Origin of the sequence: Pseudomonas sp. SORGH_AS_0211 (assembly GCF_031453455.1) — a bacterium.
In the GTDB taxonomy this organism is placed as follows: Bacteria; Pseudomonadota; Gammaproteobacteria; order Pseudomonadales; family Pseudomonadaceae; genus Chryseomonas; species Chryseomonas aestiva.
This window is the reverse complement of record NZ_JAVIZV010000001.1, coordinates 2,056,758-2,070,562: the sequence shown is the minus strand read 5'-3', so window position 1 is coordinate 2,070,562 and position 13,805 is coordinate 2,056,758. Positions and strand designations below refer to the sequence as shown.

13 protein-coding genes are annotated in these 13,805 nt (G+C 68.4%); 1 reads left to right on the top strand and 12 read right to left on the bottom strand.

Translation table 11 applies throughout. The annotated features are described in order from the left end of the window. Positions 1-2 precede the first annotated feature (2 nt). A complete protein-coding gene (locus QE393_RS09670; RefSeq protein ID WP_273806260.1) occupies positions 3-2,204 on the top strand; it encodes an OsmC domain/YcaO domain-containing protein in 2,202 nt (733 codons plus the stop codon). Positions 2,205-2,243: 39 nt separating this feature from the next. On the opposite strand, the gene QE393_RS09665 is transcribed toward QE393_RS09670, so the two are convergent. From QE393_RS09665 to QE393_RS09610, 12 genes are all read right to left on the bottom strand, one after another. Next, positions 2,244-3,860: a gamma-glutamyltransferase family protein gene (locus QE393_RS09665; RefSeq protein ID WP_273806261.1), complete on the bottom strand. Its 1,617-nt coding sequence runs from the start codon at positions 3,858-3,860 to the stop codon at positions 2,244-2,246. A gap of 16 nt (positions 3,861-3,876) precedes the next feature. Next, the gene (locus tag QE393_RS09660) at positions 3,877-4,965 is read right to left on the bottom strand and encodes a polyamine ABC transporter substrate-binding protein (RefSeq protein ID WP_310043198.1); all 1,089 of its coding nucleotides are present in this window, start codon (positions 4,963-4,965) and stop codon (positions 3,877-3,879) included. 13 nt (positions 4,966-4,978) lie between these two features. Continuing rightward, a complete protein-coding gene (locus QE393_RS09655) occupies positions 4,979-5,755 on the bottom strand; it encodes an amino acid ABC transporter ATP-binding protein (protein WP_273806263.1) in 777 nt (258 codons plus the stop codon). 2 nt (positions 5,756-5,757) lie between these two features. Continuing rightward, positions 5,758-6,525: an amino acid ABC transporter permease gene (locus tag QE393_RS09650; RefSeq protein WP_059232198.1), complete on the bottom strand. Its 768-nt coding sequence runs from the start codon at positions 6,523-6,525 to the stop codon at positions 5,758-5,760. A 12-nt stretch (positions 6,526-6,537) separates the two neighbouring features. Beyond that, a complete protein-coding gene (locus QE393_RS09645; RefSeq protein WP_017641252.1) occupies positions 6,538-7,344 on the bottom strand; it encodes an ABC transporter substrate-binding protein in 807 nt (268 codons plus the stop codon). A gap of 40 nt (positions 7,345-7,384) precedes the next feature. Beyond that, the gene (locus tag QE393_RS09640; protein ID WP_273806264.1) at positions 7,385-8,071 is read right to left on the bottom strand and encodes a GntR family transcriptional regulator; all 687 of its coding nucleotides are present in this window, start codon (positions 8,069-8,071) and stop codon (positions 7,385-7,387) included. A 179-nt stretch (positions 8,072-8,250) separates the two neighbouring features. Next, a complete protein-coding gene (locus QE393_RS09635) occupies positions 8,251-9,078 on the bottom strand; it encodes a phosphodiesterase (RefSeq protein ID WP_310043194.1) in 828 nt (275 codons plus the stop codon). Between the two features lie 8 nt (positions 9,079-9,086). Next, entirely contained in the window at positions 9,087-10,118 is a 1,032-nt protein-coding gene (locus QE393_RS09630; protein ID WP_273806266.1) for an ABC transporter ATP-binding protein, read from the bottom strand. Continuing rightward, the gene (locus tag QE393_RS09625) at positions 10,115-10,909 is read right to left on the bottom strand and encodes an ABC transporter permease (RefSeq protein WP_273806267.1); all 795 of its coding nucleotides are present in this window, start codon (positions 10,907-10,909) and stop codon (positions 10,115-10,117) included. The genes QE393_RS09630 and QE393_RS09625 overlap by 4 nt, the downstream gene beginning before the upstream one ends. Then, positions 10,906-11,763, bottom strand: a complete 858-nt coding sequence (locus tag QE393_RS09620; protein ID WP_273806268.1) for an ABC transporter permease — start codon at positions 11,761-11,763, stop codon at positions 10,906-10,908. The genes QE393_RS09625 and QE393_RS09620 overlap by 4 nt, the downstream gene beginning before the upstream one ends. Position 11,764: 1 nt before the next feature. Beyond that, the gene (locus QE393_RS09615) at positions 11,765-12,778 is read right to left on the bottom strand and encodes an ABC transporter substrate-binding protein (protein WP_310043193.1); all 1,014 of its coding nucleotides are present in this window, start codon (positions 12,776-12,778) and stop codon (positions 11,765-11,767) included. Continuing rightward, positions 12,775-13,776, bottom strand: a complete 1,002-nt coding sequence (locus tag QE393_RS09610) for a substrate-binding domain-containing protein (RefSeq protein ID WP_273806270.1) — start codon at positions 13,774-13,776, stop codon at positions 12,775-12,777. Before QE393_RS09610 ends, QE393_RS09615 begins: the two co-directional genes overlap by 4 nt. Between the last annotated feature and the right edge of the window lie 29 nt (positions 13,777-13,805).

Sequence of the window (13,805 nt, the reverse complement as noted above, 5' to 3'; positions counted from 1 at the left end):
GCATGGAAATCAAGGTCAATTTTCTCGACAACCTGAGGCTCGAGGCCAAGTTCGACGACTTCTCGGTGATCGCCGATCAGCCCATCCGCTACAAGGGCGACGGCTCGGCCCCGGGACCCTTCGACTATTTCCTGGCGTCCTCGGCGCTCTGCGCGGCCTATTTCGTCAAGCTCTATTGCCAGACTCGCGGCATCCCCACCGACAACATCCGCCTGGCGCAGAGCAACATCGTCGACCCGGAGAATCGCTACAAGCAGACCTTCAAGATCCAGGTCGAGCTGCCCGCGGATCTCTCCGACAAGGATCGCCAGGGCATCCTCCGATCCATCGACCGCTGCACGGTGAAGAAGGCGGTGCAGGCCGGTCCCGACTTCATCATCGAGGCGGTGGAGAGCCTGGACGCCGATGCCCAGGCCCTGCTGCTGCCCAGCGATACCACCCGCCAGACCTACATTCCCGGCAAGGACCGGCCGCTGGAAGAGACCATCGCCAGGCTCTCGGGCATCCTCGCTGACCTGGGCATGAAGGTGGAGATCGCCTCCTGGCGCAACATCGTGCCCAACGTCTGGTCGCTGCACCTGCGCGACGTGCAGTCGGCGCTGTGCTTCACCAACGGCAAGGGCGCGACCAAGGAAGCGGCCCTGGCCTCGGCGCTGGGCGAATTCATCGAACGCCTCAACTGCAACTTCTTCTACAACGACCAGTATTGGGGCGAGACCATCGGCAACGCGGCCTTCGTCCATCACCCCGACGAGCGCTGGTTCCAGCCGGGCCCCAAGGATGCGCTGCCGCGGGAGATCCTCGATCGCCATTGCCGCAAGATCTATGATCCGGAAGGCGAACTGCGCGCCTCGCACCTGCACGACACCAATTCCGGCAACGTGGCGCGGGGCATCTGCGCGCTGCCCTTCGTGCGCCAGTCCGACGGCGAGGTGGTGTACTTTCCCTCGAACCTGATCGAGAACCTCTACCTCAGCAACGGCATGAGCGCTGGCAACACCCTGGCCGAAGCCCAGGTGCAGTGCCTGTCGGAAATCTTCGAGCGGGCGGTGAAGCGCCAGATCCTCGAAGGCGAACTGGCGTTGCCCGACGTACCCGAAGCGGTGCTGGCCCGCTATCCGGCCATCGTCGACGGCATCCGCGGCCTGGAGGCCCAGGGCTTTCCGGTGCTGGTCAAGGACGCCTCCCTGGGCGGCGAATTCCCGGTGATGTGCGTGACCCTGATGAATCCGCGCACCGGCGGGGTGTTCGCCTCCTTCGGCGCTCATCCGCGCCTGGAGATCGCCCTGGAGCGCAGCCTTACCGAGCTGCTGCAGGGCCGCAGCTTCGAGGGTCTCAACGACCTGCCGCAGCCGACCTTCGAGAGCCAGGCGCTGATGGAGCCGAACAACTTCGTCGAGCATTTCATCGATTCCAGCGGCCTGGTCTCCTGGCGCTTCTTCAGCGCCAGGGCCGACCACGACTTCGTCGACTGGGATTTCTCCCACGAGGGCGAAGATGCCACCGCCCAGGAGGCCGCCACCCTGTTCGGCATCCTTGCCGAGCGAGATCTGGAAGCCTACATGGCGGTGTACGAGGAACTGGGCGCGCCGGCCTGCCGTATCCTGGTGCCGGGCTATTCGGAGATCTATCCGGTCGAGGACCTGATCTGGGACAACACCAACAAGGCGCTGGCGGTGCGCGAGGACATCCTCAGGCTGCACCAGCTGGACGATGCGGCCCTGGAATCCCTGCTCGAACGCCTCGACGACACCCAGGTGGACGACTACACCCGTATCGCCACCCTGATCGGCATCGAATTCGACGAGAACACCGTCTGGGGCCAGCTGACCGTGCTGGAGCTAAAGCTGCTCATCCACCTGGCGCTGCGGCAATTCGAAGAGGCCAAGGAAGAGGTGGAGAACTTCCTGCAATTCAACGACAACACCCTGGAGCGTGGCCTGTTCTACCAGGCGCTCAATGCGGTGCTGGAAGTCGAGATGGACGACGAACTGGAACTGGCCGATTTCGCGGTCAACTTCCGCCGGATGTTCGGCAATGAGCGCCTGGACGCCGCCCTGGGTTCGGTCTCGGGTGAGGTGCGCTTTCCTGGCCTGACGCCCACCAGCCTAAGGCTGGAAGGCCTCGACAAGCACCTGCGGCTGATCGACAGCTATCGCAAGCTGCACGCCGCCCGTGCCAAGGCGGCTGGGATCGCGCTCTGACGGCAAGCCCGCCCGGACCTGGGCGGGCTATCCCGGCGGTCAGCAGACCGCGATATGGGAATCCGCGCGTGGCTCGGTGCCGCCGCAGAGTACGCCGGTTTCCGGATCGCGGACGATGATCTGGCCGCGACCGAAGTCGGTGGAGTCGTGGGCGATCTCGATCTGGTGACCGCGCCGCGCCAGGCCGCTGGCCAGGGCGCGGGAAGCCGCCTGTTCGATGCCGACCTTCATCTCCCCCAGCCACTGCCAGCGCGGGGCGTCCAGCGCCGCCTGGGGATTGAGGCCGAAGTCCACCAGGTTCATCACCATCTGCACATGACCCTGGGGCTGCATGTAGCCACCCATGACGCCAAAGGGGCCGATGGGCACGTCACCCTTGCTCAGGAAGCCCGGGATGATGGTGTGGAAGGTCTGCTTGCCCGGCGCCAGGGCGTTGGCGTGGCCGGCATCCAGGCTGAATTCCGAGCCACGATTCTGCAGACCGATGCCGCTGTCGGGCAGTACCACGCCGGAGCCGAAGCCGTGGTAGGCGCTCTGGATGAAGGACACCATGTTGCCCTCGCCATCGGCGGTGGCGATGTAGACGGTGCCGCTGGCCTGGGGATCGCCATGCAGCGGCGGCTGGGCCTGGTCGGTGATCTCGGCGCGGCGGCGGTCGGCATAGGCATCGTCCAGCAGCACGCTGGCGGCGACCCTCATGTGCTCGGGATCGGTGATGTAGTGCAGGCCGTCGGCATAGGCCTTCTTCATGGCCTCCAGCTGGCGGTGCCAGGTGAGCTGGCTGTCGCGCTGGTCGAAGTCATAGCCCTTGAGGATGTTCAGGGTCATCAGGGCGATCAGGCCCTGGCCACTCGGCGGGATCTCCCACACCTGGTAGCCACGGTAGTCGACCTTGATCGGTTCCACCCAGCGCGGCTGGTAGCCGGCCAGGTCCGCCGCGGTCAGGTGGCCGCCACTGGCGGCGGCGTGGGCGGCCAGGCGCTGGGCAAGGGCGCCCCGGTAGAAGCTTTCGCAGCGGGTCTGCGCCAGTTCCTCTAGGGTGCGGGCCTGGGCCGGGTTGCGAAACAGCTGGCCGGCGACCGGTGCCTGGCCGTCGATGAGGAAGGTGTCGAACCAGGCTTCCAGCTCAGGCGCCTGGTCCCGGCTGGCCTGGTATTCGGCCTGGGCGATGCGCCACTGGTGGGCGACCACCGGCGACACCGGAAAGCCGTCGCGGGCCAGGGCGATGGCAGGCTCGAACAGGCTGGCGAAGGGCAGCTTGCCGAAGCGGCGCGACAGCTCGGCCCAGGCCGCAGGGCAACCCGGAACCGTGACCGGCAGCCAGCCGTGCACCGGAATGCGCTCGTGGCCGGCGGCCTTGACCGTGGCGATGTCGAGGCTGGCCGGGGCATGGCCGCTGGCGTCCAGGCCGTGCAGCTGGTCCTTGACCCAGACCAGGGCGAAGGCGTCGCCGCCGATGGCATTGCCGGTAGGCTCCACCACGGTCAGGGCGGCGGCGGTGGCGATGGCCGCGTCGATGGCGTTGCCACCCTGGCGCAGCATGGTGATGCCGGCTTCGGCGGCCAGCGGCTGGGAGGTGGCGACCATGCCATTGCGGGCGAAGACGCTCTGGCGTTGCGAGGCGTAGGGGTAGTCGTGGGCAGAGAAATTCAGCATGGCAGGCTCTTCGAGGTCATTGTCCGGTCTTGATGCGGGTCCACTCGCGGGTCATCAGCCGCTGGATCTGCGGCGGCAGATCGGCGGAGACGTAGAGGCGCTCGGCGATGGCCGCGCTCGGGTAGATGCCCGGGTTGTCGCGCACCTTGGCATCGAGCAGGGCGGTGGCGTCGCGGTTTGGGTTGGCGTAGCCGACGTAGTCGCTGACCGGGGCGATCACCTCGGGGCGCAGCAGGTAGTCGATCAGCGCCAGGGCACCCTTGGGGTTCCTGGCGTCCTTGGGGATGGCGAGCATGTCGAACCAGAGATTGGCGCCTTCCCTGGGGATCACGTAGCGCACGTCGCTGGTCTTGCCGGCTTCCCTGGCGCGGCTCTGGGCCTGCAGGACGTCGCCCGAATAGCCCATGGCCACGCAGACGTCGCCGTTGGCCAGATCGGTGATGTACTTGCTGGAGCTGAAATAGGTCACCGACGGCTTGAGCTGCTGCAGCAACGCGGAGGCCTTGCGGTAGTCCTCGGGATTCTGGCTGTTGGGGTCCAGGCCCAGGTAGTGCAGGGTCTGGGCAAAGACCTTTTGCGGCGCATCGAGCAGGGCCACGCCGCAGCCCTTGAGCTTGGCCAGGTTCTCCGGCTTGAACAGCAGGTCCCAGGAATCCACCGGGGCGCCATCGCCCAGGGCGGCGCGGACCTTGGCGGCGTTGTAGCCGATGCCCACGGTGCCCCAGAGGTAGGGCACGGCGTAGCGATTGCCGGGATCGGCCGCTTCCAGGCGCTGCATGAGCCGTGGATCCAAATGCGGCCAGTTGGACAGCTGGCCGCGATCCAGCGGCTGGTAGGCGCCCGCCTTGATCTGCTTGGTGAGGAACTGGTTGGACGGCACCACCAGGTCATAGCCGGAATGGCCGGACAGCAGCTTGGCTTCGAGCATCTCGTTGGTGTCGAAGACGTCGTAGCGCACCTGGACGCCGCTGGCCTCGGTGAACTGCTTGAGGGTGTCCGGACCTATGTAGTCCGACCAGTTGTAGAAACGCACCTCGGACTCGGCCGCCTGGGTCAGGGGCGTCAGGCAGAGGGCGAGGGCGGCCAGCAGGGGACGAACGGCCATGGAGGTCTCCGGTCTAGAGCACGCGGCTGAGGAATTCGCGGGTGCGTGGATGGGTGGGGTTGCCGAACACCTGGGCCGGCGGGCCTTCCTCGATCAGCTCGCCCTGGTGCAACACCACCACGCGATCGGCCACCTCGCGGGCGAAGCCCATCTCGTGGGTCACCACCACCATGGTCATGCCGTCCTCGGCCAGCTCCTTCATCACCTGCAGCACCTCGCCCACGGTTTCCGGGTCGAGGGCGCTGGTGGGTTCGTCGAACAGCATGGCCTGGGGTTTCATCGCCAGCGCGCGGGCGATGGCCACGCGCTGCTGCTGGCCGCCGGAGAGTTGCGCCGGATAGTGCTCGGCCTTGTCGGACAGCCGCACCCGGGCGAGCAGGGCGCGCGCCTGTTCCACGGCGGCAGCGCGCGCCACGCCGAGCACCTGGATGGGCGCCTCGACGATGTTTTCCAGCACCGTCATGTGCGGGAAGAGGTTGAACCTCTGGAACACCATGCCGATGTCGCGGCGGCGGCGGGCGATGTTGCGCTCGGAGTCCCTGACCCTCGATCCATCGGCACGCTCGCGAAAGCCCATCAGCTCGCCGTTGACGCGGATGGTGCCGCCCTGGATGTCCTCCAGGTGGTTGAGGCAGCGAATGAAGGTGGTCTTGCCCGAGCCGGAGGCGCCGATCAGCACCACCACCTCGCCGCGGCGCACCTCCAGGCTCACGCCCTTGAGGATCTCCAGCTCGCCGAAGGCCTTGTGCACCTCCAGGGCCTGGATCACGGGTTCTTGCGTGGTCGTCATGGCTAGCGTCCCCGTAGCTTGAAGCCCTGCAGGCTGAACAGCCGGCCGGTGGCGGTGGGTCGCTGACCGTCGGCCTTGCCGAAGCGCCGCTCCAGCCAGGCTTGGAAGAAGCCCCAGAGGGTGGTCAGGACCAGGAAGTAGATGGCCACCACCAGGTACAGCTCGAAGACGCGGAAGGTCGCCGAGGTGATCATCTGGGTGCTGAGCAGCAGCTCCTGCACCCCGATGACGCTGACCAGGGTGGTGTTCTTGAGCATCACGTTGAACTCGTTGCCGAGCGGCGGAATGATCACCCGTAGCGCCTGGGGCAGCACGATCCGCCGCATCAGCTTGGCCGGCGTCATGCCCAGGGAGCGGGCCGCCTCGTACTGGCCACGATCCACCGCGCCGATGCCGGCGCGGATGATCTCGGCCATGTAGGCGCCTTCGTTGAGGCCCAGGGCGATGATGGCGGCCTGGATGTTGCCCGGGATCACCAGGAAGCCCAGGTCCAGGTCCTCGAAACGGAAGATGCCGCCGGCCGCCAGGGCGGTGTAGAGGAAGACGATCTGCACCAGCAGCGGCGTGCCGCGCATCAGCCAGACATAGCAGCGCACCGGGTATTGCAGCGCCCGGTAGCGCGACAGCCGTGCCAGCGCCGCCAGCAGGCCGAGCGCGCAGCCCAGCAGCATGGCGCCGACGGCGATGACGCAGGTCAGCCCCAGGCCGTAGAGGTAGACGTCGCTCGGGTGCAGCAGGTACTGCCAGAACACATCCCAGCTGAAGTTCATCGTGGCCTTCCCTTAATCGAGCTTGTCGCCTTCCAGGTGCCACTTGGCCATGAGGGTGGCGTAGCTGCCATCGGCCTTCATGTCGGCGAGGATCTGGGTGAGGGCGCTGCTGAGCTGGCTGTCGTCCTTGCGCACGCCGATCCCGGTGAGAATGCGGGCGAAGGCCGGCACGCCGGTCTCGAACTGGCCAGGCGCCACGCCCTGGTAGTAGGCGGCGGTTTCCACCGTGGTGCCGTAGGCGTCGGTCTGGCCCAGGCGCAGGGCCTGGAAGGCGTCGGTATCGCTGTTGTAGGCCACCAGCTTCATGGGCGCCTTGCCGGCCTTCTTCAGCTCCTCGTTGTGGGCGTCGAGCAGGGTGCGGATGGTGGAGCCATTGAGCACCGCCACCTTCTTGCCGGCGAGGTCGTCCAGGGTGTGGATGCCGGCCTTGTTGCCCGCCGGCACCACCACCGCCTGGCTGGAGTACATGTAGTTGACGATGTCGATCACCTGGCGGCGTTCGGGCTTGTCGAACAGCTGGTCGATCAGCAGGTCGCACTGGCCGGCCAGCAGCGCCGGAATCAGGCCGGAGAAGGGCACCACGCGCCAGTCGACCTTCTTGTCGCCGAGGCGCTTGGCGATTTCGGCGCCGAGGTCGACGGTGAGGCCCTTGGGCTTCTGCGCTTCGTCGAAGAAGCCGATCGGCGGGGTATCGAGGGCGCCGCAATAGGTGATCTTGGACGCCTTGGCCAGGCGCTCGGGGATCTGGGGGGCGGCCTGGGTGAAGCCGGCGACGAGGGTCAGGGCGAGCAGACTGCAGGAAAGCCGGTGGCGGGTCATGGTCTTCTCCGGAAGGACGGGGGTGGGCAGGGCGGATGGCTCAGCGCGGGGGCGCACTTCGGGTCTGGTCGCCCGATCGTTCGATAAAGGTCAGCAGGTCGGGCACCGTGCCCTCGATGTGCTCGCGCAACACCCGCTCGGCTTCGACGGCATCCCCGGCGCGCAGGGCGGCGAGGATGGGCGCGTGCTCGTCGCGGGCCGACTGGGGGCGATCGACGTGTAGCCAGAGCTGCATGTGCGGTTCGATCAGGGCATAGAGGCCATTGATCTGGCGCAGCAGCCGCGGCCGACCGGCCAGGCTGCACAGGTATTCATGGAAGGCGCGGTGCTGGGCGACCCAGGCGCCGGGTTCCTGCTCGTCGTCCAGGTCTTCCAGCAGACGCTCCAGGCGGGTCATCTCGCGGGGGCCGACATGGGGCGTGGCCAGGCGGATGGCCAGGCCTTCGAGGGCGCTGCGCATCTCGAACACCTCGCGCATGTCCTCCAGGTCCAGGCCGCTGACCACCGCGCCGCGATGCGGCCGGAGGATTACCAGGCCCTCGGCGGCGAGGCGCTGGAAGGCGCTGCGCACCGGCATGCGACTCATGCCCAGGGTGGTGGCGATGTCCTCGGCGATCAGCCGTTCGCCATTGCGATAGTGCCCGGCGCAGATGGCCTGCAGCAGATGGCGATAGGCCTCTTCTTCGGCGCTCAGGGCGGTGGAACGGGACAGGGCGGAGAGCGGCATAGGCTGGCTTCCTGGATTTTTGTATCCAATCTGCCAAGGCAAAGCCCATGCCAGGGATTGTGGCGCCCGCCAGCACTGGGCCTGGGGCCGGAGCGGGCCGACGCTTACGTTACCTTTTGCACCACCCTGGGTCGCAGCCGCGGCCGCCTTGCTACCTCAGCACCCGAAACGGGGCGGCGTCAGTCCAGCAACTGGCCATCGGCGGCGAAGAAGGGGTAGGGCCCGGGGTAGTTGCCCAGCGGCAGATGGTGGGTCACCAGGGCCTCGTCCGCCCAGCGATGCAAGAGCAGGCCCGGCGGCTCCAGGCGAAAGCGCGACGGCGCCGCCTCGCGCAGGTCCAGCTCGACCTGGTGCGACACGCCGGGACAGACGCAGGCCAGGGTGCCGCCGAAGCGGCGCTGGATCAGCCGGTGCAGATGGCCGCAGAGCAGTCGTTCCACCTGGGGGTGGCGACGGATCACGGCTTCCAGCTCGACGCCGCCGGCCAGGCCGATGCGATCCATATGGCCGATGCCGACCGGGAACGGCGGATGGTGCAGGAGCACCAGAGTCGGCTGGTCGGGTGCCTGGCCGAGCTGGTCGTCGAGCCAGGCCAGTTGCGCGGCGTCGAGACGCCCCCCGTGCTCGCCGGGGATATGGGTATCCAGCCCGATCAACCGCAGCGGGCCGCAGTCCTGCCGCCAGTCCAGGGTGCCCTGGGCCGGCAGATAGGGGTGATCGGCGAAGGCGGCGCGCAGGGCGGCGCGGTCGTCGTGATTGCCGGGGATGACGAAGAAGGGCATGGTCAGCTCGGCCAAGACCTCGCGCAGGGTGGCATATTCCTCTGGGGTGCCGAAGTCCACCAGGTCGCCAGTAATGACCAGGGCGTCCGGGCGCGGCTGCAGGGCGTTGAGACGGTCCACCGCCAGGTGCAGGGCGCCGAGGGTATCGACCACCCCGTAGGACAGCCGGCCGCCGGCCTTGATGTGCAGGTCGCTGAGCTGGGCCAGCAGGAAGGGCGTGTGCATGGGGGCTCCTAGGAAGCGAGGGTGAAGAGCGCGTCGGGGCGCACGTGCAGGTGCAGCAGGTCGCCCGGTTGCGCCTGCAGGGGCTGGGCGGTATCCACCAGCAGCGGCTGGCCGGTGCCCACCTCCACCAGCAGCCGCGAATGGGCGCCCTGGAAGAACTGCCCGACCAGGATGCCGGTGAGGTGCGCGGGCGAGGTGCTCGGCTCCAGGTGTTCCGGGCGGCAGAACAGGGTGCTGGCAGTGCCGGTCCAGGGCAGCCGCCCGCCGGCGACCACCACCTCGGCACCGCGCTGGCCGCGCACCTCGAAGCGGTTGAGCTGGCCGACGAAACCGGCCACGAAACGACTGGCCGGGCGCTGGTAGATCTGCGTCGGCGTGCCGATCTGGGCGATGCGGCCTTCGCCCATCACCACGATGCGATCGCCCAGGGCCAGGGCTTCCTGCTGGTCGTGGGTGACATAGACCGCGGTGGTGCCCAGCTCGCGCAGCAGGGCGCCGATGTCGGCCCGCAACTGCTCGCGCAGCTGGGCGTCCAGCGCCGCCAGGGGTTCGTCGAACAAGAGCACCCGGGGGCGCGGTGCCAGCGCCCGGGCCAGGGCGACGCGCTGGCGCTGGCCACCGGACAGTTGCTGGATGCGCCGCCCGGCCAGGGCTTCAAGTTGCATCATGGCCAGCAACTCGGCGACCCGGGCATCCCGCTCGGCGCGCGGCAGGCCACGGATCTTCAGGCCGTAGGCGATGTTGCCGGCCACGTCCAGGTTGGGAAACAGGGCGTAGTTCTGGAACACCATGCCGACGTCGCGGCGCTCGATGGGCAGGCCGGTGACGTCGCGGTCGTCGAACAGCACCTGGCCGCCGGCATCGGGCTGCTCCAGGCCGGCGATCAGCCGCAGGGTGGTGGTCTTGCCACAACCGGACGGGCCGAGGAACACCAGGGTCTCGCCCGGGTGGATGTCGAGGTCCAGGGGCTGCAGCACCTGGCGGCCTCCGGCAAAGGTCTTGGCGCAGTGGCGCAGGCGGACGGCGGTACCTTGGGTCATCGCAGGGCTCCACGGGAGAGACGGGCGCTGAGGGCCTGGAGGGCGACCAGCAGCGGCACGATCAGCAAGAGGAAGATCAGGGTGTAGGCGGAGCCCACCTCCAGCCGCGCCGAGGCGTAGCTGTCGGCCAGGCCCACCGGCAGGGTCTTGGTCAGGGGCGTGTGCAGCATCCAGGTGAGGTTGAATTCCCCCAGCGAGAGGGTGATCACCATGAGGCTGCCGGCGAGGATGCCGGCGCGGGCATTGGGCACCACCACGCCGAAGAAGCGCTGCCAGGGGCCGGCGCCCAGGCTGGCCGCGGCTTCTTCCAGCAGCGGCAGCTGGCTGCGCCTGAGCACCGCCATCACCGGGCGGATCAGGAAGGGCAGGGTGAACAGCAGGTGGCCGACCAGGATGATCGCCGGGCTGCGGCGAAAGCCGCCGAGGTGCCCGTAGGTCAGCAGCAGCGCCAGGGCCGAGGCGAAGCCGGGCATGGCCACCGGCAACACCAGCAATTCCTCGAAGGCGCGGGCGAAACGGTTGTCCAGGCGCACCAGGGCATAGGCCGCCGGGACGCCGAGCACCACCGCGAGGACCGCCGTGCCCAGCGCCAGTTGCAGCGACAGCCAGACGGTGGGCGCATAGGCCTGCCAGACCTGCAACACCCAGTCGAGGGTGAGGCCGCTGGCGAGGCCCTGGAAGTAGTTGCGGGTGAGGCCGGCCAGCACCGAGAGCAGCACCGGCACCAATAGGAAGGCGGCCACCAGCAGGGTGAACAGCAGTTGCAGCCAAAAGCGCAGGGGGCGATTCATCGCAGGTCTCCCTGGACGCCGCCGAGGCGACGCGCCAGCAGCAGGACCAGCCAGGTGACGAGGCCGAGCACCACCGAGAGCGCCGCGGCGACGCCGAAGTTGGCGAAGTTGGTGAAGGTGTCGTAGATGGCGATGGGCGTCACCGAGAGCCGCGTGCCGAGGGTGAAGGCGGTGCCGAAGGCGCCCATGGCGGTGGCGAAGCACAGCGCGCCGCTGGACAGCAGCGCCGGGGTCAGGCCGGGGATCAGCACGTCGCGCACCACGGCGAAGAGCCCGGCGCCCAGGGAGCGGGCCGCTTCTTCCAGGCTGGTGTCGAGGGTCTCGCAGGCCGCCATCACCGTCAGGATGACCCGCGGGATGGAGAAATAGAGATAGCCGAGAAACAGCCCGAACAGCGAATAGGCGAACACCCAGGGCTCACCGAAGAGACTGCGGCCGAGACTGGCGAACAGGCCCTGGCGACCGCCCAGCAGGATGATCAGGAAGCCCACCACCACGCCGGGAAAGGCCAGCGGAAAGGTCAGCAGGGCCACCAGCAGGCTGCGTCCGACGAAGGCGTGGCGCGCCAGGAAGCAGCCGGCGATGCCGGCCACCAGCAGGGTGGCGAGGGTGGTGACGGCGGCCAGGGCCACCGTCTGGGCGAGTCCGGACAGATAGCCGGCGCTGGTCAGCACCTGCCAGTAGCCAGAGGCGCCCGCGGCATCCGGACGCGCGCCGAGTACCAGCAGCTGCGCCAGCGGCAGCAGCCAGAAGGCCAGCAGGAAGGCGCTCGCCGGTGCCAGGGCGACGAGCACCGGCCAGGGCAGCCGGCGCGGCACCCGGCGGCGCCCAAGGGAGACGGCGAGGCCCTGCATCTCAGCGCACCTCGGCCTGGTAACGCTTGGCGAAGGCTTCCTGGACCGCCGCCATGTGACCGTAGTCGACGGTGCCGGCGCGGGCATAGTCGGCGGCGGGCAGGAAGCGCGCCTTCACCTCGGCCGGCAGTGGCACGTCCCGCACCGGGCGCAGATAGGCCTGGGCCCAGAGCGCCTGGCCCTTGTCCGACAGCACGTAGTCCAGCACCTTCTCGCCATTGGCGCGGTGGGGCGCGCCCTTCACCAGGCTCATGGTGTAGGGCACGGTCAGGCTGCCTTCCTGGGGGATGACGAAGGCCACCGGGGCGTTGTCCTTGTAGCGGGCGCGGTAGGCGTTGAAGTCGTAGTCGACCAGGATCGGGATCTCGCCGGAGAGCAGGCGGGCATAGGCGGTCTGCTTGGGCACGATGGGATCGTTGGCGGCCAGCTTCTTGAAGAAGGCCATGGCCGGGCCGAAGTCGTCGAGGTTGCCCCCCAGGGCCTGGTTGAGCGCCACCGCGGTGACGTAGCCGACGAAGGCGCTGGACGGATCCAGGTAGCCCACCAGGCCGCGGTACTCGGGCTTGAGCAGGTCGGCCCAGCGCTGTGGCACCGGCTTGCCGCCCAGGGCCTGGGTATTGACCATGAAGCCGAGGGTGCCGGAATGGATGGCGGTCCATTCACCCTGGGGATCCTTGAGGCCAGCGGGTACCTGGTCCCAGTGCCTGGGTTGGTAAGGGGCCAGCACGCCGGCCTTTTCCGCCTGGATGCCGAAGGTCACCCCGTAGTAGACGACGTCGGCCACCGGGGCTTCGCGCTCGGCCACCAGCTGGGCCAGCGACTGGCCGGAATTCTTGTTGTCCTGGGGGACGTCGATTCCGGTGTCGGCGGCGATGGCCTTGAGCTGGGCGCCCCAGTCGGCCCATTCCAGCGGGCAGTTGTAGCAGATGGCGGTTTCGGCGGCCTGGGCGCTGGCCAGGCCACAGGCCAGGGCGACGCCGGCCAGGAGACGACGCAAGGGGAAGGGTGATTTCATCGGTAGGGCTCCTTCAGGGGGCCGGCACTGGTGCCGGGACGGACCAGGCAGGGCAGACACTGCTGGTGGGTGGCACTGCCGGCGATCAGCGCCAGCAATTCGGTGACGAGCACGGCGCCCAGGCTCTGCAAGGGCTGCATGACGCTGCACAGGCTGGGTTCGAGACGGGCGCCCATGGCGATGCCATCGAAGCCCACTACCGAGAGTTGTTCGGGGACGGGCACCCCGTGGCGCTGCAGTTCGGCGATGACGCTGATGGCCAGCAGGTCGTTGGTGCAGAGCAGGGCGGTCGGGGCGTGACGCTCCAGCAGCGGCGCCAGCTCCGCCCAGTCGGCGTCGGTGTGGCTGGCCAGCTCCAGGCGCGGCAGCGTCGGCAGGCCGGCGGCGACCATCGCCTGGCAATAGCCGGCGAAGCGGCGCTCGCTGCGATCCGACTGCTGGGCCGGCCCCGAGACTAGGGCGATGCGGCTATGCCCCAGGCCGAGCAGGTGCTCGGTGGCCATGGCCATGCCCTGGCAGTTGTCCACCGCTACCGCCGCATAGGGACGCTGGGGTTCGTGATAGGCCAGGATGAAGGGCGTCCGCTCCTGGCTCAGCTCGGCCAGCACCTCGCTGCGGTCGGCGTCGGCCACGGTCAGTACCAGGCCGGCGACGCGCTGGCGCAAGAGCTCCTCCACCACTGCCGCCTCGCGCTCGGGCTGGTAGTCGGTGGTGGCGATCACCAGCGAATAGCCCTGGCCACGCGCGGTGCGCTCCATGGCGTGCAACTGTTCGGCGAACACCGGGTTGAGCAGGCTGGGCACCACCACGCCGATCAGCCGGGTGCTCTGCTGGCGCAGCTGGCGGCCCAGCAGATTGGGACGGAAATTGAGACTGCGCGCGGCGTCCAGCACCCGCTGCCGGGTGCTCTCGCGCACCTGCTCGGGCGTGGCGAAGGCGCGCGCCGCCGTGGCCCGGGAAACCCCCGCCTGCTGCGCTACCTGTTTCAGATCGGTCATGCCGGCCTCGTTTGAGATCGATCTCATTG